The sequence below is a fragment of the Cryobacterium sp. PH31-AA6 genome (assembly GCF_030063195.1).
Taxonomy (GTDB): domain Bacteria; phylum Actinomycetota; class Actinomycetes; order Actinomycetales; family Microbacteriaceae; genus Cryobacterium.
Window position 1 is genome coordinate 17,058 of record NZ_JASISS010000007.1, and the last position, 25,943, is coordinate 43,000.

A 25,943-nucleotide genomic window follows, 5' to 3' on the forward strand; every position below is an offset into this window, starting at 1 on the left:
CCTGAGCGGGGCCGGTCGTCATGCGTCAGCAAGCGCCCCACATGCCGGTTCCCGCCTTCGTCGCGGCATCCTCGGTGGCGCGAAGCAGCGGGTAGTAGGCGTCGTTCGGGGCAATGTTCAGTGACTCGGCGGCCCCGGCCGCGATCAGCTCGTAGTTGACGAACCGTCCGTCGTCGGTCCACAGGTAGAACAGGCTGCGACCATACCTGTCGGCCGGCTCCCGGTCGGCGGTGATCCACACCGTGCTCTCGTCGGGTGCCAGGGCGCGCAGCGCCCGCGTGGCCTCGTCGCCGAAGCACTCCGCCTGGTCGCCGATCTCCGGGGTGTCGATCCCGATCAGGCGCACCTTGACGGCGTCCGTCGACCCGGCCGGGGAATTGGGCTGTGCGGCCCGGAGGAAGAGCGTGTCCCCGTCGTGCACGTGCTCGACGGTCATGGCCACGGCGTTGACCGGCCGCGCCGGCACCCCGCCCGGAACAGACCCGCCCGGAACAGACCCGCCCGGAACAGACCCGGTCGTGCCGTCCGCGTCGATTCGGACGGTCGCGTCATCGGAGGTCGTGCCGTTGCCCTGGAGATCAATCAGAGAGCCCGGAAGCCCTCCCGGCTGGAAGGCAGAGAACCCGAGCATCCCGACGACAAGTACAGCCACGAGCAGTCCAAGACCGCGAATCATCGTCCTGATCATGTCTTGAGAGTACGGCAGGCCTGCCGGCGCGTGCGTGGGGGCAGAACGGAGCGACCATGGTCACCTCAGGCAAGCCGGTCGACGAAACCACGCCCGCACCGTTCGTCTCTGACCACCGCGGCCTCCGGGCCCTCCGGGCCGCCTGGATCTCCGTGGCCGCGATGCCCGTCGCGTTCGTCCTCGCGATGGTCCTGGGCGAGTCCCTGCTGAGCCTGCAGGGCTTCGACTCCGGCAGCGGGCAGGACGCCCCGCTCAGGGCAGTCCTGCTGGCGGGCATCCCCGCCCTCCTGCTGTTGCTCGCCCCGACAGTTTCCGCGATCTGGTTCGGCTTCCGCGCCCGCCGGCTCGGACGAGGCGGTGGGACCGTGCCGGCCGTCATCGGGATCGTCGTTGCCGCCTGGACAATCCTGACCAATCTTCCGGTCCTATTGCTCCGTTTTCTGTGAACGTTGTCCCCCTTCCGGCCGACTGCGGCGGACCGGGGTAGCTGCTAGCTTGACGGCAGACGACCTCGGTCGCCCGGTAGACGATCCCGCGTGAAAGGGACGAAAACGCTGCCGCAGCCGGGGGGATCCAGCCTTGAACATCACCTGCCCGTATTGCCGTCTGGCGGGCTGCACCGGGTGCCCCGGAACCGCCGTTCGCCACGAGAACCAGGAGCACCTGGTCGCCGCCCTCGTCGGCACCAGGCACGGGAGCGGATGCCATGAGCTCACGGTCTCTGCGGGCGCGATCGGCCGCACCAGCTTCCACACCGACCCGACGGGACGCACCACCCCGAGCCTCGATTACTCGGAACTCCTCGACTACGTCACCTGTCGGATCAGCGCCGCCGACACGTTCAGTCTCATGCTGCACACTGTCGAGCTGGGCACCCGGTACCTCTCAGCGGAGGGAGGCGTTCCCTACCAGGCCGTGCGCGGCTGGGTCGTGACGAATGGCGAGATCCATGCCCTGTCCGGGCAGGAGGTCTGGGAAGCATCCTGCCGTGATTCCGTCTCCGGCCTGCAACTCGACCCGGAGGCCGGAATCCACTACGTCGACGCGGATGAGATCCCCAAACCGTACCCGTGGTGATTTCCACGGCACTCGACGCCACCGTGGTCATCCGCACCGGGCGGTGAGTGACGGGACCTAAGTCCCTAGGCCGGGCGCACCGGGTGGAGTGCCATGGGGGCATGACGGCAGACACAGAGTCCAGCACGCGTTGGCAGACGATCCGCAAGCACGTGGCCGGTCTCCCGGTGCGTCCGAATCTGGTCGACTATGACGCCACCTGCGCCACCTTCAGCTGGGATGCGGCCAGGCACGCCCTGGCGGGGCTTCCGGGCGGCCGGGGCGTCAACATCGCCTACGAGGCCGTCGACCGGCACGCAGCCGGCCCGAATGCGGACCGGGAGGCCCTGCGCTTCGTTCGCGCGGACGGCTCCACCCATTCGCTCAGTTATGCCGCGCTCGCCGAGGAGAGCAGCCGGTTCGCGAGCGTTCTGCGGGGGCTCGGCATCGGGCGTGGCGACCGGGTCTTCTCGCTCATCGGGCGCGTCCCCGAGCTGTACGTTGCGGTGCTGGGAACGTTCAAGAACGCGAGTGTGTTCTGTCCGTTGTTCTCCGCGTTCGGCCCGGAGCCGGTGCGACAACGCCTGCACCTGGGCGGGGGCCGGGCCCTGGTCACCACCCGGGCGCTCTATCGCAAGAAGGTCGCCCCGGTGCGGGACTCGCTGCCCGAGTTGCAGCACGTGTTCCTCGTCGACGCGGCCGGCGACCCGGAGCCGGGCACTCTCGACCTGGCCGCTCTGATGAGGGATGCCCCGCCCTACGGCGAGATCGCGGCCACCCAGCCGGAGGAGATGGCCCTGCTGCACTTCACGAGCGGCACCACCGGAACCCCGAAGGGCGCCATCCACGTGCACGACGCGGTCACCGCGCACTATGCGACCGGACTGTTTGCGCTCGACCTGCACCCGGACGACGTCTACTGGTGCACCGCGGATCCCGGCTGGGTCACCGGCACCTCATACGGTGTGATCGCGCCCCTCGTCCACGGAGTGACGGCCATCGTCGACGAGGAGGAGCTCGACGCCGACCGCTGGTACCGCATCCTCGAGGAGCAGAAGGTCACCGTCTGGTACACCGCGCCGACCGCACTGCGGATGCTGATGAAGTCCGGCACCGAACGGGCGGCAGCCCACGATCTCTCTGCCCTGCGCTTCGTGGCCAGCGTCGGAGAGCCGCTCAACCCCGAGGTCGTCGTCTGGGGCCAGGAGGCGTTGGGACTGCCGGTGCACGACAACTGGTGGCAGACCGAGACCGGCGGGATCATGATCGCAAACCTCGTCGCGACCGAGATCCGCCCCGGCTCGATGGGCCGGCCGCTGCCCGGTGTCGAGGCTGGTCTGGTCGCCCGCGACGACGAGGGTAACCCGGTGCTGCGGGGCAACGAGGCCCTGCTGGTCACCCAGCCGGACACCGTGGGCGAGCTGGCGTTACGCCCCGGCTGGCCGTCCATGTTCCGCGGCTACCTCAACGAGGAGGAACGCTACCGCCGTTGCTTCGTCGGCGGCTGGTATCTCACCGGCGACCTGGCCAAACGGGATGCCGACGGCTACTACTGGTTCGTCGGCCGCGGGGACGACGTGATCAAGTCCTCCGGCCACCTGATCGGCCCGTTCGAGGTGGAGAGCTCCCTGATGGAGCACGAGGCCGTCGCCGAGGCCGCGGCCATCGGCATCCCCGACCCGGTAGCGGGGCAGGTGGTGAAGGCCTTCGTCGAGCTGAAGCCGGGATTCGAACCCGGCGAGCACTTGCGCCTGGAGATCATCGGCTTCGCGCGCAAACGACTCGGACCCGCCGTGGCGCCCCGCGAACTCGAGTTCACCACGTCGCTGCCGAAGACCCGCAGCGGCAAGATCCTTCGCCGCCTGCTCAAGGCGCGCGAGCTCGGTCTGCCGGAGGGCGACACCTCGACCGTGGAGGTGCCCCGATGAACGGGGAACACTCCCGCTGGTTGCTCACGGAGATGCTCAGGGTCAGGCGATTCGAGGAGAAGTGCGTCGAGCTCTACAGCGCGGCGAAGATCCGCGGGTTCATGCACGTCTACATCGGCGAGGAAGCGGTCGCGGCCGGCGTGCTCAGCACACTCGGCCCGGACGACGCCGTTCTGGCGACCTACCGTGAACACGGCCACGCCCTCCTTCGTGGCGTGCCCGCGGGAGCCATCCTCGCCGAGATGTACGGCTTCGAGCAGGGCTGCTGTCGCGGCCGGGGAGGCTCAATGCACCTCTTCGATGCGGCCACCCGTTTCTATGGCGGCAACGCGATCGTCGCGGGCGGCCTGCCCCTCGCGGTTGGCCTCGCCCTCGCGGACAAGATGTCCGGCCGCAACCGCGTCACCGCCTGTTTCTTCGGCGAGGGCGCGGTCGCCGAGGGGGAGTTCCACGAGAGCGTCAATCTGGCCGCGCTGTGGCAGCTGCCCGTGCTGTTCTGCTGCGAGAACAACCTCTACGCGATGGGCACCGCGGTGGGGCGCTCGGAGTCCCAGACGGACATCGCGCTGAAGGCATCCGCCTACGAGATCCCGGCCTGGTCTGTGGACGGGATGGACGTGCTCGCCGTCGAGGAAGCGGCCCGGCGTGCGGTCGACGCCATCCGAGGCGGGGGCGGACCGCATTTCCTCGAACTTCGCACCTACCGCTTCCGGGCGCACTCGATGTACGATCCCGAGCGCTATCGGGACAAGGCCGAGGTCGCCCACTGGGTCGAGCGCGACCCGATCGACCTGCTCCGCGCAGCCCTGGAGGCGGCCGGCGAACTGTCGGCCGAGAGCTGGACGTCCATCCAGGGCGACGTCGACGCCGAGGTCCAGGCGGCCGTCGACTTCGCGGAGGCCGGCACAATCGAGCCGGTCGAGGAACTCGGCCGCTTCGTCTACAGCGAGGCGGATCCGACATGAAGACCACGTACCGCGATGCCACGCGGGCCGCAATCCGGGACGCGATGCAGCGTGACGATCGGGTCTTCCTGATGGGGGAGGACGTGGGCAGCTACGGCGGCTGCTACGCCGTGAGCCTCGGTCTCCTCGAGGAGTTCGGCCCGGAACGCATTCGGGACACCCCGCTGTCCGAGTCCGGGTTCGTCGGCGCCGGGATCGGCGCGGCCCTCGGCGGGATGCGCCCGATCGTCGAGATCATGACCGTCAACTTCAGCCTGCTCGCGCTGGACCAGATCATGAACAACGCCGCGACCCTCTCGCATATGTCCGGCGGGCAATTCAACGTGCCGCTCGTGATCCGAATGACCACCGGCGCCGGGCGCCAGCTCGCGGCCCAGCACTCGCACAGCCTCGAGGGGTGGTACGCCCACATCCCCGGCCTGCGCATCCTCACCCCGGCGACCATAGCGGACGCCCGCGGGATGCTGTGGACCGCCCTTCAGAACCCCGACCCGGTGCTGATCTTCGAGCACGGCTCGCTCTACAATCAAGCCGGGGACCTCCCGGACGACGCCGGTGCGGTCGACATCGACACCGCGCTGATTCGGCGTGAGGGCGCCGACGTGTCACTGATCACCTACGGCGGCACCCTCGGGCTCGTGCTCGAGGCCGCCGAGCGTCTGGCCGAGGACGGCATCGATGCGGAGGTGCTCGACCTGCGCACCCTCCGGCCGCTCGACGACGCGGCCATCCTCGCCACGGTCGCGAAGACCCATCGGGCCGTCATCGTTGACGAGGGTTGGCGAAGCGGCAGCCTGTCGGCCGAAATCAGTGCGCGGATCACCGAGCACGCCTTCTACGACCTGGACGCACCCGTCGGCCGGGTGTGCAGCGCCGAGGTTCCCGTGCCGTACGCCAGACATCTCGAACAGGCGGCGCTGCCTTCGGTCGACCGTGTCGTCGCCGCGGCCAGGGAGGCGGTGGGCACCCATGGGTGAATTCCGGATGCCGGCGCTCGGCGCGGACATGGAGCAGGGCAAGCTGATCGAATGGCTGGTCAAGCCCGGTGACTACGTGCACCGCGGCGACATGGTTGCCGTCATCGACACGGACAAGGCCGACATCGACGTGGAATCGTTCGAGGAGGGCGTTGTCGCCGAGTTGCTCGTCGAGGTCGGCACGACCGTACCGGTCGGCGGCGTGCTCGCCAGGATCACCCAGACCCCGGCGGCCGGCGTTGCTCCGGCCGGCCGAACGGCACCAGTGCCAGTGCCAGTGCCGGCACCGGTACCGGTGCCGGCGGCGGCGACCTCCGGATCCGTCTCCCCGCCGGTGCGGCGCCTGGCCCACAGCCTCGGCATCGACACGGGCGACCTGCACGGCACGGGCCGGAACGGTGCGGTGACGCGGGCGGATGTGGAGGCCGCGGCTCGTGCCTCGGCACCCGCTCCGGCACCCGAGAAGCCGGACGCCGACCGGGTGCGGTCCTCGCCGCGTGCCCGCCGGGTCGCCGGGGAACTCGGCGTCGATCTGGCCGCGGTGAGCGGGACCGGCCTAAAGGGCGCCATCACCGAGACGGATGTCCGCCGCTCCGCGAGCGCTGAGGTGGGAACGAGCGCGGTGGCTGGAACGAGTGCGGAGGCCGAACCCGCCGCCGTCACCGAACCGCCGGTCACCGAACCGCCGGTCACCAAACCGCCGGTCACCGAACCTGCCGCCGAACCGCCAATCCCAGCGCCCGCCGATCGGGCGGAGAGCCTGCGCCGCGCCATCGGCACCCTGATGACCCGTTCGAAGAGGGAAATCCCGCACTACTACCTGAGCACCACCCTCGACCTCGGCGCGGCCCTCGCCTGGATGGCGGAGGTCAACCAGGCCCGGCCGATCTCGGCCAGGCTCGTCCCTGCCGCGCTGTTGCTCAAGGCGGCCGCACTGGCGGCGAAGGAGGTCCCCGAGGTCAACGGCTTCTTCACCGACGAAACCTTCCGCCCGAGCCGCGCAGTGCACCTCGGGGTGGCCGTCGCGCTCCGCCGCGGTGGCCTCGTCGCCCCGGCCATCCACGACGCGGACACCCTGCCCGTCGAGGTGCTGATGGACCAACTCCGCGACCTCGTCGGTCGGGCCCGCGCCGGCCGGCTCCAACGCGCCGAAATGGCCGACCCGACGATCACGGTCACGAATCTCGGCGACCTGGGAGTGGAGAGCGTGTTCGGGGTCATCTACCCGCCACAGGTCGCGCTGGTCGGCCTCGGCCGGGTGCTGGAACAACCCTTTGCCCGCAACGGGTTGATCGGCGTGCGCCCCGCCGTCACGGCCACCCTCTCGGCCGACCACCGGGTCAGCGACGGGCTTCGCGGCGGGCGATTCCTTGCCCGAATGGAGGAACTCTTGCAGAAACCGGAGGAGCTATGAACGAACAGGATGCCCGAGCGGCGGTCCGCCAGGCCATCGGCCAGGTCGCACCGGATGTCGATCTCGACGAGGAGGCGGAGACCGCCAGGCTGCGCCAGGACCTCGAGCTCGACTCCCTGGACTTTCTGCGCCTGATCGAAACGATCGCCCAGACCACCGGGGTGGACACGCCGGAGCGTGACTATGCCCAGGTCGGCACGGTCAAGGGGCTGATCGACTACGTCGCAGCCCACGGCCGAGGGGCCGGCGAGTGATCCGCGCGCATTTGCTGCGTTCGCCTCTGCTCCGTGCGTATTCACGGCTCGGTGGCGCATGCTTGTGGGATGAGCGGTAACGGTGACACCTGGGTCTATGGCCCCGACGGCCGCAAATTTTGGGGCCGGTTCGGTGCTGCAGGATTGCTCGTGCACCACCGGGAGTTGGGTGTGTTGCTGCAGCACCGCGCGGTTTGGAGCCACCAGGGCGACACCTGGGGGCTGCCCGGTGGGGCGCGGCACGAGCACGAGACCGCGCTGGAGGCTGCCCTTCGCGAGGCAGGCGAGGAGGCCGGGGTGTCTGCCGACCTCGTCAGCGTGCAGTTCAGTTCGGTGCTCGATCTCGGCTTCTGGTCGTACACGACCGTGGTCGTGCTCGCGATTGAGGCCTTTGAACCGGTGATCAGCGACCTGGAGAGTATCGAGCTCCGCTGGGTGCCGTCCGACAGAGTCGAGGCGCTTCCCCTCCACCCCGGATTTGCCGCGAGCTGGCCGGGGCTGCGGCTGCGGCTCGACTCGGGCCGGGCACCGGCTAGCGTTGTCCCGGAGGCACCATGAATCTGGAACCGATGTTTCTCGCCGTCGACCGCGTTGCGGGAGGCCGGAGCGTCGAGTACACGATCCCGCCTGAGAAGCGCGACCACCCACGCACCCGGCGCGCATTCGTCGCGATCGCCTGGCTGCTCGGCGCCGAGCTGGTGCTCGGTGCGACGGCCGTGATCGTGGCGGCCGTGCTCGCCCTCGACGGTGCCGCGCTGCCGTTCTCGGTCTGGATGCGCAGCTTCGTCGTGCTCGCGATGACACTCACCCTGTTCTACTTCGCCTGGCGAGCCCGGATGGGCTATTACTGGGCATATTCGCGACTGCGACTGTTCAGTAAGATCTTTCCCGTGATCACCCTCGTCCTGGCCGCGATCCCCGGCCTCTACCCGTTCTGGATGGTCACGGAGCAGATCCTGTTCAGCCTGATCCTGATCGGGGTCGGCGATTACCTCTCGTCGGATCACATGAGGGACGCCTTCCCTAGGCCTCCGAAAACGATCACGACCGCGTCCGGAACCTGACCGGCGCCCGCTACCGGGAAACTTCCCTGGCGACGTCGGCGGGTGACCTGTCCGGGCGCCAGCCGCGCCAGACGGGGTGCCGGAGACGGCCCGCGCCGGTCCACTCCGCGAACTCAACCTCGCCGACCAGGAGCGGCCGCACCCAGTGAGCGTCGGCGGAGTCGACCGTGGGAACATCGGCGAAGGGGCTCTCCGTGGCGTCCAGCGGCCGGAGTCGCTCCAGGATCCGGTCCAGGTCCAGGTCCCGGAAACCGGTGCCCACCCGTCCGATATAGGCCAGCGAGCCGGCATCCGGGATGCCGACCAGCAGCGAGCCGATCGTGCCGGCCCGGTTTCCCTTTCCCGGACGCCACCCGCCGATCACGACATCCTGGGTCGAATGGTGCTTGATCTTGACCCAGGACGCGGACCTGCGTCCCGATTCGTAGCCGCCGTCGAGTCGTTTCGCCACGATTCCTTCCAGACCGAGTTCCCGGCTGGAGCGGATCGCGGCCAGCGCGGCACCGTCGAATACGGACGGAACCTGGATCCGGTTGCCGCCTGGCACCACCTCGTCGAGGATCCCACGACGGGCCGAATAGGGCTGTCCGGTCAGGTCATGGCCATCCCGCTCGAGCACGTCGAAGAGAAGGTAGCTCACCGGCGTCGCACCAGACCGATTCTGCAGCAGACCGAAGTTCGGTCGACCGGCGTCATCGAGGACGACGACCTCGCCGTCGAGAACCGCCGAATCGGCCGTGATCGCGGCCGGGAGGTCGCGCACCAGGTCGGGGTAGGAAGCAGTCACGTCATTGCCGTTCCGGGTGACCAGGCGCACCGTCGGTGTGGGATCGCCGGCGGTGACGTAGGCGAGCAACCGGATGCCGTCCCACTTCATCTCGAAGGCCCATTCCGTACTATCTACCGCCGAACCATCTCCCGCCGTGCCATCCCCGGCCATCAGATTGTTCGCGGAGCCCAGCGTGGCGAGCATGGGGGAGTACCGAGTCGAGGGGCGGGCGGCGGAGCTGGTCGTGGAGCTGGTCGTGGAGCTGTTCCGGCGGGGCGTCCTCGTCGCCTTCATCAGGTGAATGAGCCAGTTCGACTCTGCCCGGTCCGGACCCCCGGTGTGGATCAAGGCGAATCGACGGGGCGCACCGAGACCCCCGCCGGGCTCGCCATGCAGGGTCGCGATCACCTCATCGTCGCGCCACTTCTCGAGGTCGTAGCGGCCGCTGTCCCAGATCCTGACCGTACCGGCGCCGTATTCCCCGGCCGGAATGTCTCCCTCGAACGCGCCGTACTCGAGTGGGTGGTCCTCGGTCCGCACCGCGAGACGGTTCTTCGTCGGCTCGGTCGGAACGCCCCGTGGCAGCGCCCAGGAGACCAACACCCCGTCGTGCTCAAGCCGCAGGTCGTAGTGCAGGTTTCGGGCATGGTGTTCGTGGATCACGAAGCTGCGGCCGTCCGATGACCCGGTGACCGCTGCGGGCACCGGTTCCGGTGTCCGTGCGGCGTCCCGTTTGCTCCGGTAGTCGGCCAGACGGTCGGATCCGACACGTCCCCGGTCCGCGTCGCCACCGACGTCGGCGGGGAAGCCGGGGTGGGCGGCGAGCAGGCCCGCCAAGGCGTCGCCGTTGCGCTCCACCCGGTGCATCGCCTGGCGGTAGTCGACCTGGCTGAGGCCGGGGGAGGCCAGCTCGCTCCAGGTGCGGGGCATGGCAACCGTCGGCAGCAGGGTGCCGCGAAGGGAGTACGGCGCGATCGTGGTCTTCGCGGCGTTGTTCTGGCTCCAGTCCACGAAGACCCGACCCGCGCGCCTGGACTTCCTCATCTCGCTGACCACGAGGCCGGGATGGTCTGCCTCGAGCGCGCGCGCCAGTTCATGCGCGACCGCGGACACCTGGTCGGAGGTGTGGCTGAGATCCAGGGCCGCATAGAGGTGGATGCCCTTGCTCCCGCTGGTCACCGGGAACGATTCGAGTCCCATATCGCGGAGGATGGCCCTGGCCAGCCTCGCCACGTCCGCACACTCGGCGAGGGTGACGCCCTCGCCCGGGTCGAGGTCGAGCACGAGCCGATCCGGATTCCGCGGCTGCCCGTCCCTGCCGAACTGCCATTGCGGAACATGGAGCTCGAGCGCCGCGATCTGGCCGAGCCAGGTCAGCGTGGCCAGGTCGTTGACGAGGGGATACACGTTCTCGTGGTCGGAGTGGGCGATCGATCTGCGGGCCACCCAACTCGGGGTCGACGAGTCGAGATTCTTCTGGAAGAACGAGTGGCCGGGCTCCGCGGCGGTGCCGACACCGTGCACCCATCGCTTCCTCGTCGCCGGCCGGTTGGCGGCATGGGCTATCAGCACGTCCGCGACCGCCGCGTAGTAGCCGAGCACGTCCGCCTTGGTGGTGCCGGTCTCCGGGTAGAGCACCTTGTCGAGGCTGGTGAGCGTGATCCGGTGGCCACCGACCGTGACGACCTGGCCGGCGGCCGAGCGGTCCGGGCGCTGGTTCATGGCTCCAGCATGGCCGCAGGCCCGGTTTCCGGCTAGCCCGCCGCCGCCAAGCGGTGTTCACTGGGAGCATGAGATCGATCTGGAAGGGCGCGATCACCTTCGGACTCGTCAATGTGCCCGTCAAGGTTTACAGCGCGACGGAAGACCACGACGTCGCGCTGCACCAGGTGCATGACCAGGACGGCGGGCGCATCCGTTATCAGCGCCGGTGCGAGATCTGCGGTCAGGTCGTTGACTACGCCCACATCGACAAGGCGTGGGACGACGGCGAGAGCACGGTGATCCTCACCGACTCCGACCTCGCCTCGCTCCCGGCCGAGCGGAGCCGGGAGATCGACGTGGTCGAATTCGTGCCGAGCGAACAAATCGACCCGATGATCTTCGAGCGCAGCTACTACCTCGAACCGGACGGTAAATCCCCGAAGGCCTATGTGCTGCTGCGTCACGCGCTGGAGGCCACCGACCGCACCGCGATCGTGCGTTTCGCCCTGCGGCAGAAGACCCGGCTCGGGGCTCTCCGCGTGCGCGGCGATGTGCTGCTGCTGCAGTCCCTGCTCTGGGCGGACGAGATCCGGTCGGCGGAGTTCCCCTCGCTCGAGGAGGACGTGCGGATCTCGGCGCAGGAGCTGGAACTGTCGGCCGCCCTGGTCGAATCGTTCGCCGCAGACTTCGAGCCGGGCGATTTCCGGGACGAGTATCAGGACCAGCTGCGGGAACTGATCGAGGCCAGGCTCGCGGCGGGTGACGCGGTCGAGACCAGCGTCACCTTCGGAAATGGTCCGGGAGACGCGGAGAGCGAGGGCGGAGAAGTACTCGATCTGATGGAGGCCCTCCGGCGCAGCGTGGAGCGCAGCCGGGCCAGGGCGGAAACCGGCGAAAGTGGGCGGCGCGGTCGCGGCGGCGCGGAGGCCCGAACCGGCACGGCCGGGCTTTGACGGGGCGCCGCGCCAGGATCACGGGACGCCTCGCTAGACTCGGGACTTGTGAGTACGGCAGAGGAACGACAGGTGAGTTCGCGGGTGCTCACGCTGCCCAATCTCCTCAGCATGCTGAGACTGGTCCTTGTTCCGGTCTTCCTCGTCCTGCTGATCCGAGGCGAGGATTGCTGGGCCCTGCTCGTGCTCGTCGTGGCGTCAGTCTCCGACTACCTGGACGGGTTCCTCGCCAGACGGTACGACCAGGTCACCCGACTCGGCCAGCTGCTCGACCCGGCTGCGGACCGTCTGTACATTTTCGCGGCATTGCTCGGACTGGCCTCGAGGGACCTCGTGCCCTGGTGGATCGTGTTGGTCGTCGTCGGCCGGGACGTCTTTCTGCTCGGCGTCGGGGTCGTCCTCGCCAATTTCGGTTTCGGGCCGCTCCCCGTGCACCAATTGGGCAAGCTGGCCACCTTCTGCCTGTTCTACGCGCTGCCGATGATCATGCTCGGCCAGGCCTTCCCGATGCTGGCCTGGTGGTCGGATCCTCTTGGCTGGGCATTCGGGATCTGGGGAGCCTTTCTTTACTGGTGGGCGGGCATAATCTACGCAATAGAAGCCGTCAGGGTGATTCGGCTTACCGGGGCAAAATCGCCCGGCCGATCCGATACGCTGGAGGACTAGGAGGTGTCCGGTGATTGATTCCAAAAAGACGAATGAACCCCAGCACGAAGGCGTGCCTGAAAACTATTCCAACACCGACACGACGATGACGTTCGGCCAGGAGTTCGCGGCCCAGTTGGCCGCACTCGACGGCGATGTCACGACGGAGGAGCAGGAGGCCATCGCGGCCCTCCCGTCCGGCTCGGCCCTGTTGGTGGTGCGGCGCGGGCCGAACTCCGGGGCACGGTTCCTGCTGGACGCCGACGTGACCACCACGGGGCGTCACCCCGACGCCGACATTTTCCTCGACGACGTCACCGTCTCCAGGCGGCACGCCGAATTCCTCCGTCACGGCCGGAAGTTCGAGGTGAAGGACCTCGTGTCGCTCAACGGCACCTACTTCGACGGTGTGCGGATCGACTCGGCGTTGCTGCACGACGGTGCCGAGGTTCAGGTCGGCAAGTTCCGGCTCACGTTCTACGCTTCGCGGCTCGACCTTTCGCCACTGGCGAGCGACTAGTGCCGGCGTCCTCCGCCCAGGCACGGCAACCGGGCGCGACGTCACTCCTCAGCATCGGGCAGGTTCTCGCCCGGTTGACTCCCGAGTTCCCCGAACTCACGCCATCCAAGCTGCGCTTCCTCGAGGAGCAGAAGCTGGTCTCCCCGGCTCGAACCGAATCCGGGTACCGCAAGTTCTGCGCCGGGGACCTGGACCGCCTACGGCTGATCCTCTCGATGCAGCGCGATCACTACCTGCCGTTGAAGGTCATCCGCGGTTACCTGGTAGACCTCGACAACGGTCTGACACCCACGCTCCCCGGCGGGGTGACCCCCGGCCCATCGATGCTCTCCACGGTTCGTCGGCTGAGCCGGGACGAACTCCTGCGCGAGGCGGGTGCGGCGGCAAGTCTGCTGCACGACGCCGTCTCCGCGTCGATCATCCTCCCGGCGGACGTCTACGGGGATGACGCGCTCGGAGTGCTGCGTGCCCTCGTCGAACTGCAGCGCAGCGGCATCGAGCCGCGCCACCTTCGTGGTTTCCGCGGTGCGGCCGAACGCGAACTCGGCCTGATCGAGAGCGCCCTGGTGCCGCTCGCACGGCGCAAGGACGCGTCCAGCCGGGCAAAAGCCGCCGAAATGGCCGTCGAGATCGCCGGCCAGCTCGAGGTCATTCGCGGCAGCCTGATCCGGTCCGCGCTCGGGCGCCTCACCAAATAAGCCGTACACTGGGGAGCGACGCAGGCTCCCGGAGTCCGGCGGGGCAGGGCCCTCAACCTCCTTCCATCCGACACGCCGATTTGTTCGGCCGGATGTCATTGATCAGGGCCGTTCGCCTCGGTAGCGTTGACACAGCGATCATCGGTATCGCAACCACCCCCGAGAGGCGATCGTATGAGTGAGCTCAATCAACGTGACGACGCCTCCCGTTACGGACTCGGTCTCCTTTTCACCGACGGCATGCCGGAGCTCGATGAGCACTCCGGTTACCGTGGTGCCGTCGCCGCACGGGCCGCAGGCATCAGCTATCGCCAGCTCGACTACTGGGCACGCACCGAACTCGTCCAGCCGACGGTGCGCGGCGCCGCAGGCTCAGGATCCCAGCGTCTGTACGGGTTCCGGGACATCCTGGTCCTCAAGCTGGTCAAGCGCCTTCTCGACACCGGCATCTCGCTCCAGCAGATCCGCACGGCCGTCAACCAGCTGCGCGAATCCGGCGTGAACGATCTCGCCCAGACCACCCTGATGAGCGACGGCGCGAGCGTCTACCTGTGCACGTCCAACGACGAGGTCATTGATCTCGTCAGTCGGGGCCAGGGGGTCTTCGGGATCGCCGTCGGTAAGGTGCTGCGTGAGGTCGAGACCAGCCTGGTCGAACTGGACACCCAGGCCGTCGATCCCTCCGACGAGCTCGCCGCGCGACGGACCAACCGCAAGGTCTCCTGAGCGTCACCCCAAACGTTCGGGGAGAGAGCCTGCGGCTCTACGGTCTGTCCTCGGCGTCTAGCGCTGTTCGGCGTACTCGCCGATTCGCGCGGTGCGCAGCACCCGTTCGAGCAACTGGTCGAAGTAACGCGCCATCTCCTGCGCGCTGTCGCCCGGCCAGGTGTGCAGCGGCTTCGCGGCACCCTGCGCCTGCTGGAGCGACGTGCGCTCCGGAAGCTGCGGACTGAGCACGAGCGGGCCGAACATGTCGCGGAGTTCCTTGATCCGGAACTGGTGCTCGAGCGAGGCGGTCCTGGCCCGGTTGACGATGATGCCGAGCGGCTGGAGGCGCGGGCTGAGGCCACGGCGGATCTCCTCGATCGCGCGGAGGGCGCGGTCGGCGGCCGCGACGGAGAACAGTCCGGGCTCGGTGACCACGGCGACACGGTCACTGGCGGCCCAGGCGGTGCGGGTGAGCGCGTTGAGTGAGGGGGCGCAGTCGATCAGAACCAGGTCATAGTCCTTCTCGACCGTGGAGAGCGCCTCTTCCAGCTTCCAGATGTCCCGGATGCTGGGGTGCGGCCCGTCGAAGTTGATCGCGGACGGGCTGCCGATCATCACGTCGATGGTGCCCTGCCTGCCGCGGGTCCACCCGCTGGGCACAATGGCGGCCCGAACGACCTTCTCCTTGGGCGACGCGAGCACGTCGGCAATGTTGAGATGGCCGCTCACCTCGATGTCCAATCCGGTCGAGACATCCGACTGGGGATCAATGTCCACAACCAGGGTTCGCACGCCGCGGGCGAAGGCAGCAGACGCCAGACCAAGGGTCACCGTGGTCTTGCCTACTCCTCCCTTGAGGGAACTAACGCTAAGTACGTGCACAAGTACATACGTTACCTTCACTAGTCTGGGAGAACCTAACCGTCAGCTGTGTGCGGCTCCACGCTCGAAAGGTCTGTATGTTCACGAAAATTCTTGTTGCCAACCGCGGCGAAATCGCGATTCGCGCGTTTCGTGCGGCCTATGAACTCGGTGCAAAGACGGTCGCGGTGTTCCCCTTCGAGGACCGTAATTCGCTGCACCGTTTGAAGGCGGATGAGGCATACCAGATCGGCGAGCCCGGGCATCCGGTGCGCGCCTACCTCACCGTGAGTGAGATCATCCGGGTGGCCAAGGAGAGCGGCGCCGACGCCATCTACCCCGGCTACGGTTTCCTCTCCGAGAACCCGGAACTGGCTCTCGCCGCCCGCGACGCCGGCATCACCTTCATCGGCCCGGGCGAGCAGGTGCTCGAAATGGCCGGCAACAAGGTCACCGCCAAGGAACACGCCATCGCTGCCGGCGTGCCGGTGCTGGGGTCAAGCGCGCCGTCCCTCGACGTCGACGAACTGATCGCCGCAGCCGAGGAGATCGGCTTTCCCCTCTTCGCGAAGGCCGTCGCCGGCGGCGGCGGGCGCGGGATGCGCCGTGTCGCCAAGATGAGTGAGCTCTGCGGCTCCCTCGAAGAGGCGATGCGGGAGGCCAGCAGCGCCTTCGGCGACGCGACCATGTTCCTCGAGCAGGCCGTGCTTCGGCCGCGCCACATCGAGGTCCAGATCCTCGCCGACACCACGGGCGCCACCGTCCATCTGTTCGAACGCGACTGTTCCGTGCAGCGGCGGCACCAGAAGGTCATCGAGATCGCCCCCGCGCCGAACCTCTCGGACGAGATCCGCGAACGGCTGTACGCCGATGCGATCGCCTTCGCGAAGTCGATCGGCTACGTCAACGCCGGCACCGTCGAGTTCCTGCTCGACACCGTCGGCGAACGGGCCGGGCAGCACGTGTTCATCGAGATGAACCCGCGGATCCAGGTCGAGCACACCGTCACGGAGGAAGTGACGGATGTCGACCTCGTCGTCGCCCAGATCCGCATCGCCGCGGGGGAGACGCTCTCCGAACTCGGATTGACCCAGGACAAGATCCAGCTGCGCGGGGCGGCCCTGCAATGCCGGATCACCACCGAGGACCCCACCATGGGCTTCCGACCGGACACCGGCAAGATCACCACCTACCGTTCGCCCGGCGGCGCCGGTGTTCGCCTGGACGGTGGAACCATCAACCCGGGCGCGCAGATCAGCCCGCACTTCGACTCGATGCTCGCCAAGCTCACCTGCCGGGGCCGCGACTTCACCTCCGCGGTGACCCGCTCCAAGCGGGCCCTGGCCGAGTTCCGCATCCGCGGCGTGTCGACGAACGTCTCCTTCCTGCAGGCCGTGCTCGACGACCCCGACTTCGCCGCGGGCAACCTGAGCACCTCCTTCATCGACGAACGCCCGGAACTGCTCCGGGGCCGGCCGTCCAAGGACCGTGGCACCAAGATCCTGAACTGGCTCGCGGACGTCACCGTGAACAAGCCGAACGGCGTGCCGATCACGCTGCTGAACCCGACCGAGAAGCTGCCCAAGCTGGACCTGTCCGTGCCGGCCCCCGCCGGCTCGCGCCAGCGCCTGCAGTTGCTCGGCCCGGCCGGCTTCGCCGCCGACCTGCGGGCGCAGACGGCCCTCGCCGTCACCGACACGACGTTCCGTGACGCGCACCAGTCGCTGCTGGCGACCCGGGTGCGCACACGCGACCTCGTCGCCGTTGCCCCGTACGTGGCGCGGATGACCCCCGAGCTCCTCTCGATCGAGGCCTGGGGCGGTGCGACCTACGACGTTGCCCTCCGCTTCCTCGGTGAAGACCCGTGGGAGCGCCTCGCGTCGCTGCGAGAGGCCCTGCCGAACATCAACGTGCAGATGCTGCTCCGTGGGCGCAACACGGTCGGTTACACGCCGTACCCGGTCGAAGTGGCCCACGCGTTCGTGCGCGAGGCCGCCGACACCGGCGTGGACATCTTCCGGATCTTCGACGCGCTCAACGACGTGTCCCAGATGCGGCCCGCGATCGACGCGGTGCTCGCGACCGGCACGAGTGTCGCCGAAGTGGCGCTCTGCTACACGGGCGACCTGCTCGACCCGGCCGAGAGCCTCTACACGCTCGACTACTACCTGCGACTCGCCGAGCAGATCGTGGAGTCCGGCGCGCACATCCTGGCGATCAAGGACATGGCCGGCCTGCTCCGCCCCGCGGCCGCCGAAAAGCTCGTCGGCGCCCTCCGGGACCGATTCGACCTGCCGGTGCACGTGCACACGCACGACACGCCGGGCGGCCAACTGGCGACGCTGCTTGCCGCGGCGCGCGCGGGCGCCGACGCGGTCGACGTCGCGAGCGCCCCGATGGCCGGCACCACCAGCCAGCCCTCTGCATCGTCGCTCGTCGCCGCCCTCGAGCACACCGAACGCGACACCGGCATCTCGCTCAAGGCCGTCTGCGACCTCGAGCCCTACTGGGAAGACGTGCGCCGGGTCTACCACCCCTTCGAATCGGGCCTCCGCGCCCCGACCGGCCGGGTCTACACCCACGAGATCCCCGGCGGCCAGCTGTCCAATCTGCGCACCCAGGCGGTCGCGCTCGGCCTGGCCGACGACTTCGAGTTGATCGAGGACATGTATGCCGCGGCGAACGACATCCTCGGCCGCGTGCCGAAGGTCACGCCGTCGTCCAAGGTCGTCGGTGACCTCGCGCTCTATCTCGCGGCTGTGCGCGCCGACCCGGCCGACTTCGCGGAGAACCCCGGTAACTACGACGTGCCAGACTCCGTGATCGGATTCATGGCCGGCGAGTTGGGCGACCTGCCCGGCGGCTGGCCGGAACCCTTCCGCAGCAAGGTCCTGGCCGGGCGCAACGTCCGGGTCGGGGTGACCGAGCTCACCGCGGAGGAACGCGAGGCGCTCGGCAAGGACAGTCTGACCCGCCGGGCCATGCTCAACCAACTGCTCTTCCCCGCTCCGACCCGCCAGTACGAGCAGATCCGCGAGTTGTTCGGGGACCTGTCGGTACTCGACACGGTCGACTACCTCAACGGCCTCCAGCAGGGCACGGAGCACGCCGTGGAGATCGAGCGGGGAGTGCGCCTGTACGTGGGCCTCGAAGCCATCAGCGAGGCCGATGACAAGGGCATGCGCACGGTCATGACGACCCTCAACGGGCAGCTGCGCCCCGTCTTCGTCCGCGACCGCAGCATCACGGTCAGCACCAGGGCGGCGGAGAAAGCGGATGCGAATCTGCCGGGCCAGGTTGCGGCCCCGTTCTCCGGGGTGGTCACCCTGCAGGTCGAGGAAGGCGACACAATCGAGGCCGGGCAGAGCGTGGCCTCGATTGAGGCGATGAAGATGGAAGCGGCCATCACCTCTCCGATCAGCGGGGTCATCGACCGGGTCGCCATTCCCAAGACCCAGCAGGTCGATGCGGGCGATCTGCTCGTGGTGGTGCGACCGCGCTAGGATTGGGGCCGATCTATCGACGAAGGGACTGATCTTTTGTCAGATAAGCGCGCAGGCGGCGAGGTCTCCGGCCAGGAGCCCGACCTGGAACCCGGCAGCATCCCGGACGACGAATACCACAGCGAATTGCCGCCGCACACGATTACGAATCTCGCGGCGGCACTTCCGGGGAGCCTCAGCGGAGGCAACCCGAACCTGACGAACCCGAACCTGACGAACCCGAACCTGACGAACCCGAACCTCCGAAACCCGAACCCACGACACCCGAACGGGCGCACGGATGCCTCCGTCTCCGACCGCCCGGCGGCGGCGGGGCGTCCGGCCGCGGCCGGCCTGGCCAGGAACCTTGACGCGCAGCCGACCACGCACACGATCGAGATCAGCACGTCGGGAATTCCCCGTGGGACCAGGTCGGCTCCCGCCACCGGAGCCGTGGCCGCGCAGCAGGGGAACGCGAACGACGCCGCGGCGCTGCACTCGCGCCGTGAACGCCTGCGCACGGAGAGCGGACCGGCGCCGGAATCGGCGTCCATGCTCACCTCGGATCGTCTGCTCGCCGTCAACCGCAAGACCAAGCCGCCGCCCCACGGCACCTGGAACAGCTTCGTCTACGCGGCGACGCTGCACCTGGTCAACCTCGGCGATTCGGCGAAGGTACGCGCCCACCAGGCGATGGACGAGCGAATCCGTCGCGACTTCGAGGGCGGAACCCGGTTTGTGCCGATCCTCACCCGCAAGGGCGGAGTCGGCAAGACAACCGTCACGGCCTTGCTCGGGATGGCGCTGGCCGATGCCCGCGAGGACCGGATCATCGCAGTGGATGCCAACCCCGACCGGGGAACGCTCTCCGAACGGGTGAGCAAGCAGACCAGGTCGACGGTGCGCGATGTGGTCTCCAAGGCCGCGTCAATCGGCGGCTTCACCGACTTTTCCGCGCTGGTCTCCCGCGATGCCACTCGTCTGGACATCCTCGCCTCGGACACCGACCCGCTGCTTTCCGAGGCCTTCGACGAGAACGACTACAACGTCGTCGCCGACCTCGCGGCGCGTTACTACTCGATCATGCTCACCGACTGCGGCACCGGGATCGTGCACTCGGTGATGCGGGCCACCCTGCAGCGCGCCGACTCGATCGTCATCGTCTCCGGCGGCAGCGTCGACGAGGCCAGGCTCGCCTCAGAGACCCTGACCTGGCTCGAGGCGAACGGCTACGGCGACCTCGTGCGCAACGCCATCGTCGCTCTCAATACGGCCACCCAGGGCACCAACCTGGTCAAGCTCGAGGAGATTGAGTCGCACTTCCGCTCCCGGGTGCGGGAGATCGTGCGGATCCCGTACGACCCGCAGCTTGCCGCCGGGAGCGTCATCTCCTATCAGGACCTCAAACCGATCACCCAACTCGCGGCACGAACCCTCGCGGCGCTCGTGGTCGAGGGTCTCCCGGCCAACCGTGCCAGCTGACCGAACGAACTGACCGCGCGCAAACCGGCGCTTTTCACCCACCGCAATCACCGCACCAACCGTTTGGAGTCATCCCTGTGCCCGAGCGCCAGATCCGTCTATTCGGAGATCCCGTACTCAAGACCGTTTCCGACCCGATCGGGATCATCGATTCCCGGGTCAGGGGCCTCGTGGACGACCTGGTCGACAGCGTCCGGTTGCCGGGGCGGGCCGGCGTCGCCGCGTCCCAGATCGGCGTCAACCTGCGCGCCTTCAGCTACAACGTCGATGGCGTGATCGGCTACATCCTCAACCCGGTCCTCACCGAGGTGACCGGTGAGCCCGAGCTGGTGGAGGAGGGCTGCCTGTCGGTACCCGGCCTCTGGTACCCGACCAAACGGTTCCCGTTCGCCAGGGTCACCGGAATCGACCTCGAGGGAAACCCGGTCGAACTTTCCGGGACCGGCATCATGGCGCAGGCGCTCCAGCACGAGACCGATCACCTCGACGGGCTCGTCTACCTCGACCGCCTGGACAAGGAGAACCGGCGGGCCGCCATGAAGGAGATCCGCGAGTCCACCTGGTTCTGAGCCCGCCTGCGGTTTAGCCGGGCAGCGGGTTGCTCTCGGTGATCGGAGCCCCCGCGTACATGCCCTCGATGGCGTGGGTGAAGTCCTTGAGAATCAGTTCCCGCTTGATGCTGAGTTTCGGGGTGAGATACCCGTTCTCCTCGGTGAGTTCGGTGGTGAGCACGATGAACTTGCGGATCGACTCGGCGCGGGAGACGTGGTCGTTGGCGTGGTCGACGGCGCGCTGCACCTCGGCGATCACCGTCGGATTCACGGCCGCCTGGGCCAGCGACATGCCGGCGTCCTCGCCGTTGTTGTTCAGCCAGACCGCGAGCATGTCGGGGTCGAGCGTGATCAGGGCGGCGATGAACGGCTTGCGGTCGCCGACGACGACGACCTGCCCGACCAACGGATTGGAGCGGATCGGGTCTTCCAGCGCGGCCGGGGCGACGTTCTTGCCGCCGGCCGTGACGATGATCTCCTTCTTGCGCCCGGTGATGGTGACGAAACCCTCTGCGTCGAAGTCACCGATGTCACCGGTGCGGAGCCATCCGTCATCGAAGGCGGCGTTCGTCGCCTCCGGATTCTTCCAGTACTCCTTGAAGACGTTGACGCCCTTCACCTCGATCTCGCCGTCGTCCATGATCCGCACGGAGACGCCGGGCAGGGGCGGGCCGACGGTACCGATCTTGAACTTGGTCGCGAGGCCGACACTCGTCGGTGCCGTGGTCTCGGTGAGGCCGTAGCCCTCGAGGATCTTGATTCCCAGGCTGTGGTAGAAGTGGCCGAGGTGTGCCCCGAGCGGTGCGGATCCGGAGACGGCGTACTTGACGTTGCCGCCCATCGCGGCACGCAGCTTGCTGTAGACGAGGCGGTCGAAGATGGCGAACTTGATCTTCATCATCAGGGGGACCGGTTTTCCCTGGTCGACGGCCATCGAGTGGTCAACGGCGATCTGCGCCGCAGCCTCGAAGATCTTGCCGCGGCCGGCGGCCTCTGCCTTCTGTTCGGCCGAGTTGTAGACCTTCTCGAAGACACGGGGGACGGCGAGCAGGAACGTCGGTTTGAACGAGCCGAGCGCGGGCAGCAGCTGGCGGGTGTCCGGCTGGTGGCCGACGCGGACGCCGGCGTGCACGCAGAGCACGGAGATGAAGCGGGCGAAGATGTGTGCGGTCGTGATGAACAGCAGCGTCGAGGCTCCGTGCTCATCCTCGAGCACCTCTTTGAGGGCGACGGCGGCGTTGCGGGTCGTCTCAACGAAGTTGGAGTGTGTGAGCACGCAACCCTTCGGACGACCGGTTGAACCGGACGTGTAGATGAGGGTGGCCATGTCGTCGCCCACGGCGAGGTTTCGGCGGCGTTCGATCTCGGCATCCGTCACGTCGGAGCCGGCGGCGACGAGCTTGTCGAGGTCACCCAGACCGATCTGCCAGACGGTGCTGATGCCCGGCAGGTCAGGGTGCACCTCGTCGAACCGCGAGAAGTGGTCGGCGGTTTCCAGGATCACGGCGCTGGCGCCGGAGTCGCCGAGGATCCATTGGATCTGGGTGGGCGAACTGGTCTCGTAGACCGGAACGAGGATGGCGCCGGCGTACCACACGGCGAAGTCGATGAGCGTCCACTCGTACCGGGTCTTGCACATCAGGCCGACCTTGTCACCGGGCTCGATGCCGGCAGCGACGAATCCCTTCGCCAGCGCCACCACCTGTCGATGGAACTCCGCGGTCGTGACCGGGGCCCATTGGCCGTTGACGGGAAGGGAGAAAAGAACGGACTCCGGCGTGGCCGCAACGCGAGCGGCCAAGAGGTCTGTGACATTGGCTGCAGGGTCTACGGGGACGATCGCGGGCTGGTCAAACTGTTTCACGGTATCTCCTTTGGCACCGACGGGCTGTGCGCCCACTCTATCCGCGTGAAACGGCGGTCGCGGACGTTTCGCCTGACGGCGTACTGATTCACTACACTCTAAAGGGCACGCCCGACCGTCTCTGACTGGCCGGCGGCGCCATTTCCGCCCGGCCAAACCGACGAAAGAAGTCCGCTGTGCACGCGATTGGGATCGATATCGGTGGCACCAAGATCGCCGCAGCTCTGGTCGACGAATTCGGAACGATCATCCGCTCCGATCGCCGCCCGACCACCGCGAGCGACCCGCGCGGCATCGAGGATGCCGTCGTGGAAATGATCACCGGTCTCGCCGAGGGCGAGGAGGTCATCGCGGCGGGGATCGCCGCGGCGGGGTTCATCGACGCAGCCCAGTCGGTCGTCTACTACGGTCCGAACGTCAACTGGCGCCACGAGCCGCTCCGGGACACGCTCGAGGCCCGGCTCGACATGCCGATCCTGATCGAGAACGACGCGAACGCGGCCGGCTGGGCCGAGTTCTCCTTCGGTGCCGGGCAGCTCTACAGCGATATGGTCATGCTCACCATCGGCACCGGCGTCGGCGGCGCGATCATCTCCGAGAACCGGCTCTTCCGCGGCGGCTTCGGCTGCGCAGCGGAGCTGGGTCACCTGCGGGTCGTCCCGGACGGGCGGGCCTGCGGTTGTGGTGCGAAGGGGTGCATCGAGCAGTACGGTTCGGGCCGTGCCCTGCTCCGGATCGCGAACGAACTCGCCGACGCCGGCGGAATCGGCCAGGGCCTCGCCACGGCGCGAAAGGGAAAGGGCAAGCTCACCGGCAAGGATGTCGGCCGCCTGATCGAGGAGGGCGACAGTGGGGCGCTGGCCGCGCTCCGCGAGCTGGGCGGCTCGCTCGGCCAGGCCTGCGCCAGCCTCGCGGCCGTTCTTGACCCCCAGATCTTCGTCTTCGGCGGGGGAGTCGCCGACGCCGGCGAGTTGCTGCTGGAGCCGATCCGCGCCGCATATCTGGAGCACCTCCCGGCACGGGGCTTCCACCCGGAGGCCGAGTTCGCCATCGCCCAGCTCGTGAACGACGCCGGTGTGGTCGGCGCGGCCGACCTCGCACGGAAGCACGTTTTTACGAAGTAGGCTCAGGACACCAACGGAGGGAGCCCAATGTTTTATTGGTTCATGAAAAACATTGTCATCGGTCCGCTGGTGCTCGGGATCTTCCGACCCTGGGTGACCGGGCTGGAGAATATCCCCAGAGAGGGCGGCGTGATCCTCGCCAGCAACCACCTCTCCTTCATCGACTCCGTATTCCTGCCCCTGGTCGTACCGCGGCGCGTCGTGTTCCTGGCCAAGAGCGAATATTTCACCGGGAAGGGCCTCAAGGGCTGGGCCACCCGTCAGTTCTTCAAGGCCACCGGCCAGCTTCCGATCGACCGCTCGGGCGGCAAGGCCTCCGAGGACTCCCTCAACACCGGACTGCGCGTGCTCGCCGGCGGTGGCGTGCTCGGCATCTACCCCGAGGGAACCCGCAGCCCGGACGCGCGGATGTACCGGGGCCGCACCGGCGTCGCCCGGATGGTGCTCGAGGCGGGCGTCCCGGTGATCCCGGTCGCCATGATCGACACCGAGAAGGCCATGCCGACCGGAACCCGCATCCCGAAAATCCGCCGAATCGGCGTCATCATCGGCACACCGCTCGACTTCAGCCGGTTCGACGGCATGGAGGGAGACCGGTTCGTGCTGCGGTCGATCACCGACGAGCTGATGTACGAGCTGCAGCAGCTGAGCACGCAGGAGTACGTGGACGTCTACGCCACCAGCGTGAAAGAAAAGCGGGCGAACCTTTCGCGATAAGATCGCGTGATCGGTTTCACCCCGATTCCGAGGCCGGATCCGGCCACCCATCATCCCCGGCACCGGGTCTTCCCGTGTGCCGCGTAAGAGAAAACAGGACTAGCCCAGTGGTAGACCCTACCGAACCAGTCGTTGTCGCAGATCGATCTGTGATCGCTGGCCTGGACTATTGGCGCACGCTTCCGATCAAGCAGCAGCCGACCTGGCCGGATGCCGAGGCCGTCGCCGCGGCATCCGCCGAACTGTCCTCGCAGCCGCCGCTCGTCTTCGCCGGTGAGGTCGACATCCTCCGCGACCGGCTGGCCCAGGCCGCCAACGGCGGGGCCTTCCTGCTGCAGGGCGGTGACTGTGCCGAGACGTTCAGTGGGGCGACCGCAGAGCAGATCCGTAACCGGGTCAAGACCGTGCTGCAGATGGCCGTCGTGCTCACCTACGGAGCGTCGATGCCCGTGATCAAGATGGGCCGGATGGCCGGTCAGTTCGCCAAGCCTCGCTCCAGCGACTTCGAGACCCGGGGCGACGTCACGCTGCCGGCCTACCGTGGCGACATCGTCAACGGCTACGATTTCACCCCTGAATCGCGCGAAGCGGACCCGGCCCGACTGGTCAAGGGTTACCACACCGCGGCATCCACCCTCAATCTCATCCGTGCGTTCACCCAGGGTGGTTTTGCCGACCTCCGCCAGGTGCACAGCTGGAACCAGGGCTTTGCCGCGAACCCGGCGAACCAGCGCTACGAGAAGGTGGCGAAGGAGATCGACCGCGCGATCAAGTTCATGATCGCCTGCGGGGCCGACTTCGAGGCCATGCGGCGCACCGAGTTCTACACCAGCCATGAGGGCCTGCTGATGGACTACGAACGACCGATGACGCGGATCGACTCCCGCACCGGAACGCCGTACAACACCTCGGCCCACTTCATCTGGATCGGCGAACGCACCCGCGAGCTGGACGGTGCGCACGTGGACTTCCTGTCCCGGGTGCGCAACCCGATCGGCGTCAAGCTCGGCCCGAGCACCTCGGCCGACGACATGCTGCGCCTGGTCGACAAGCTCGACCCGAACCGCGAACCCGGTCGTCTGACCTTCATCACCCGGATGGGTGCCGGCAAGGTGCGGGATGCCCTCCCGCCCCTGCTCGAGGCGGTCAAGGCCAGCGACGCGAAGCCGCTGTGGGTCACCGACCCGATGCACGGCAACGGCGTCACCACCCCGACGGGCTACAAGACCCGCCGGTTCGACGACGTGGTCGACGAGGTGCGCGGCTTCTTCGAGGCGCACCGCAGCGTCGGCACCCACCCGGGCGGCGTGCACGTCGAGCTCACCGGCGACGACGTCACCGAGTGCCTCGGCGGCTCGGAGCACATCGATGAGGCGGCCCTGGCCACCCGTTACGAGTCGCTCTGCGACCCGCGCCTGAACCACATGCAGTCGCTCGAGCTCGCGTTCCTGGTCGCGGAGGAACTCGCCGCGCGTTAGCCGGTCTGATCAGGGATGGCCCGTTGCACCAGTTGGTCTGG

Annotated in this window: 24 protein-coding genes; 20 read left to right on the forward strand and 4 right to left on the reverse strand. The window is 67.9% G+C overall.

Annotated features, from left to right (window positions below):
* Nucleotides 1–25: 25 nt before the first annotated feature.
* The gene (locus QMG61_RS07235; RefSeq protein WP_283493667.1) at nucleotides 26–688 is read right to left on the reverse strand and encodes a thermonuclease family protein; all 663 of its coding nucleotides are present in this window, start codon (nucleotides 686–688) and stop codon (nucleotides 26–28) included.
* A gap of 56 nt (nucleotides 689–744) precedes the next feature.
* Here QMG61_RS07235 and QMG61_RS07240 point away from each other — a divergent pair, with 56 nt between their 5' ends.
* The 9 genes from QMG61_RS07240 to QMG61_RS07280 all read left to right on the forward strand — a co-directional run bounded on the left by QMG61_RS07240 (nucleotide 745) and on the right by QMG61_RS07280 (nucleotide 8,346).
* A complete protein-coding gene (locus QMG61_RS07240) occupies nucleotides 745–1,134 on the forward strand; it encodes a hypothetical protein (RefSeq protein ID WP_283493668.1) in 390 nt (129 codons plus the stop codon).
* A gap of 133 nt (nucleotides 1,135–1,267) precedes the next feature.
* Nucleotides 1,268–1,765 carry a hypothetical protein gene (locus QMG61_RS07245; RefSeq protein WP_283493669.1) on the forward strand — a complete coding sequence of 166 codons (498 nt, stop codon included), beginning with the start codon at nucleotides 1,268–1,270 and terminating at the stop codon, nucleotides 1,763–1,765.
* 101 nt (nucleotides 1,766–1,866) lie between these two features.
* Nucleotides 1,867–3,672: an acetate--CoA ligase gene (gene acsA / locus QMG61_RS07250; protein WP_283493670.1), complete on the forward strand. Its 1,806-nt coding sequence runs from the start codon at nucleotides 1,867–1,869 to the stop codon at nucleotides 3,670–3,672.
* Nucleotides 3,669–4,637, forward strand: coding sequence for a pyruvate dehydrogenase (acetyl-transferring) E1 component subunit alpha (gene pdhA / locus QMG61_RS07255; RefSeq protein WP_283493671.1), 969 nt, complete (start codon nucleotides 3,669–3,671; stop codon nucleotides 4,635–4,637). The genes acsA and pdhA overlap by 4 nt, the downstream gene beginning before the upstream one ends.
* A complete protein-coding gene (locus tag QMG61_RS07260; protein WP_283493672.1) occupies nucleotides 4,634–5,614 on the forward strand; it encodes an alpha-ketoacid dehydrogenase subunit beta in 981 nt (326 codons plus the stop codon). The genes pdhA and QMG61_RS07260 overlap by 4 nt, the downstream gene beginning before the upstream one ends.
* Nucleotides 5,607–7,028 (forward strand): dihydrolipoamide acetyltransferase family protein, encoded by a 1,422-nt coding sequence (locus QMG61_RS07265; protein ID WP_283493673.1) that lies wholly within the window; start codon nucleotides 5,607–5,609, stop codon nucleotides 7,026–7,028. Before QMG61_RS07260 ends, QMG61_RS07265 begins: the two co-directional genes overlap by 8 nt.
* Nucleotides 7,025–7,282 (forward strand): acyl carrier protein, encoded by a 258-nt coding sequence (locus QMG61_RS07270; RefSeq protein ID WP_283493674.1) that lies wholly within the window; start codon nucleotides 7,025–7,027, stop codon nucleotides 7,280–7,282. The genes QMG61_RS07265 and QMG61_RS07270 overlap by 4 nt, the downstream gene beginning before the upstream one ends.
* A gap of 69 nt (nucleotides 7,283–7,351) precedes the next feature.
* Nucleotides 7,352–7,840 (forward strand): NUDIX domain-containing protein, encoded by a 489-nt coding sequence (locus tag QMG61_RS07275; RefSeq protein WP_283493675.1) that lies wholly within the window; start codon nucleotides 7,352–7,354, stop codon nucleotides 7,838–7,840.
* Entirely contained in the window at nucleotides 7,837–8,346 is a 510-nt protein-coding gene (locus QMG61_RS07280; protein ID WP_283493676.1) for a hypothetical protein, read from the forward strand. Before QMG61_RS07275 ends, QMG61_RS07280 begins: the two co-directional genes overlap by 4 nt.
* A gap of 10 nt (nucleotides 8,347–8,356) precedes the next feature.
* Here QMG61_RS07280 and QMG61_RS07285 read toward each other — a convergent pair whose 3' ends face one another.
* Nucleotides 8,357–10,837 (reverse strand): ATP-dependent DNA ligase, encoded by a 2,481-nt coding sequence (locus QMG61_RS07285; protein WP_283493677.1) that lies wholly within the window; start codon nucleotides 10,835–10,837, stop codon nucleotides 8,357–8,359.
* A 68-nt stretch (nucleotides 10,838–10,905) separates the two neighbouring features.
* Between QMG61_RS07285 and ku the strand changes: the two genes are divergently transcribed.
* The 5 genes from ku (at nucleotide 10,906) to QMG61_RS07310 (ending at nucleotide 14,361) form a co-directional block, all read left to right on the forward strand.
* On the forward strand, nucleotides 10,906–11,772 hold the full coding sequence (ku, locus tag QMG61_RS07290) for a non-homologous end joining protein Ku (protein ID WP_283493678.1): 867 nt from the start codon (nucleotides 10,906–10,908) through the stop codon (nucleotides 11,770–11,772).
* A gap of 48 nt (nucleotides 11,773–11,820) precedes the next feature.
* Nucleotides 11,821–12,438, forward strand: a complete 618-nt coding sequence (locus QMG61_RS07295) for a CDP-alcohol phosphatidyltransferase family protein (RefSeq protein WP_283493679.1) — start codon at nucleotides 11,821–11,823, stop codon at nucleotides 12,436–12,438.
* An 85-nt stretch (nucleotides 12,439–12,523) separates the two neighbouring features.
* Nucleotides 12,524–12,937: an FHA domain-containing protein gene (locus QMG61_RS07300; RefSeq protein ID WP_283493781.1), complete on the forward strand. Its 414-nt coding sequence runs from the start codon at nucleotides 12,524–12,526 to the stop codon at nucleotides 12,935–12,937.
* The gene (gene ftsR / locus QMG61_RS07305; protein WP_283493680.1) at nucleotides 12,937–13,635 is read left to right on the forward strand and encodes a transcriptional regulator FtsR; all 699 of its coding nucleotides are present in this window, start codon (nucleotides 12,937–12,939) and stop codon (nucleotides 13,633–13,635) included. The genes QMG61_RS07300 and ftsR overlap by 1 nt, the downstream gene beginning before the upstream one ends.
* Nucleotides 13,636–13,809: 174 nt before the next feature.
* Nucleotides 13,810–14,361 (forward strand): MerR family transcriptional regulator, encoded by a 552-nt coding sequence (locus tag QMG61_RS07310; RefSeq protein ID WP_283493681.1) that lies wholly within the window; start codon nucleotides 13,810–13,812, stop codon nucleotides 14,359–14,361.
* Between the two features lie 57 nt (nucleotides 14,362–14,418).
* Here the strand turns inward: QMG61_RS07310 and QMG61_RS07315 are convergent, their stop codons facing one another.
* Complete coding sequence (locus tag QMG61_RS07315; RefSeq protein ID WP_283493682.1) at nucleotides 14,419–15,225, reverse strand: ParA family protein; 807 nt, start codon at nucleotides 15,223–15,225, stop codon at nucleotides 14,419–14,421.
* A gap of 77 nt (nucleotides 15,226–15,302) precedes the next feature.
* On the opposite strand from QMG61_RS07315, the gene QMG61_RS07320 reads away from it, so the two are divergent.
* The 3 genes from QMG61_RS07320 (at nucleotide 15,303) to QMG61_RS07330 (ending at nucleotide 20,737) form a co-directional block, all read left to right on the forward strand.
* Nucleotides 15,303–18,707 carry a pyruvate carboxylase gene (locus QMG61_RS07320; protein ID WP_283493683.1) on the forward strand — a complete coding sequence of 1,135 codons (3,405 nt, stop codon included), beginning with the start codon at nucleotides 15,303–15,305 and terminating at the stop codon, nucleotides 18,705–18,707.
* A 36-nt stretch (nucleotides 18,708–18,743) separates the two neighbouring features.
* The gene (locus QMG61_RS07325) at nucleotides 18,744–20,168 is read left to right on the forward strand and encodes a MinD/ParA family ATP-binding protein (RefSeq protein WP_283493684.1); all 1,425 of its coding nucleotides are present in this window, start codon (nucleotides 18,744–18,746) and stop codon (nucleotides 20,166–20,168) included.
* Nucleotides 20,169–20,245: 77 nt separating this feature from the next.
* Entirely contained in the window at nucleotides 20,246–20,737 is a 492-nt protein-coding gene (locus tag QMG61_RS07330) for a peptide deformylase (RefSeq protein WP_283493685.1), read from the forward strand.
* 13 nt (nucleotides 20,738–20,750) lie between these two features.
* On the opposite strand, the gene QMG61_RS07335 is transcribed toward QMG61_RS07330, so the two are convergent.
* Complete coding sequence (locus tag QMG61_RS07335) at nucleotides 20,751–22,583, reverse strand: AMP-dependent synthetase/ligase (RefSeq protein WP_283493686.1); 1,833 nt, start codon at nucleotides 22,581–22,583, stop codon at nucleotides 20,751–20,753.
* Nucleotides 22,584–22,759: 176 nt separating this feature from the next.
* Between QMG61_RS07335 and QMG61_RS07340 the strand changes: the two genes are divergently transcribed.
* The 3 genes from QMG61_RS07340 to QMG61_RS07350 all read left to right on the forward strand — a co-directional run bounded on the left by QMG61_RS07340 (nucleotide 22,760) and on the right by QMG61_RS07350 (nucleotide 25,902).
* Entirely contained in the window at nucleotides 22,760–23,707 is a 948-nt protein-coding gene (locus QMG61_RS07340) for an ROK family glucokinase (RefSeq protein ID WP_283493687.1), read from the forward strand.
* A gap of 27 nt (nucleotides 23,708–23,734) precedes the next feature.
* Complete coding sequence (locus tag QMG61_RS07345; RefSeq protein ID WP_283493688.1) at nucleotides 23,735–24,424, forward strand: lysophospholipid acyltransferase family protein; 690 nt, start codon at nucleotides 23,735–23,737, stop codon at nucleotides 24,422–24,424.
* Between the two features lie 149 nt (nucleotides 24,425–24,573).
* Nucleotides 24,574–25,902, forward strand: coding sequence for a class II 3-deoxy-7-phosphoheptulonate synthase (locus QMG61_RS07350; RefSeq protein ID WP_283493689.1), 1,329 nt, complete (start codon nucleotides 24,574–24,576; stop codon nucleotides 25,900–25,902).
* The last annotated feature ends 41 nt before the right edge of the window (nucleotides 25,903–25,943 follow it).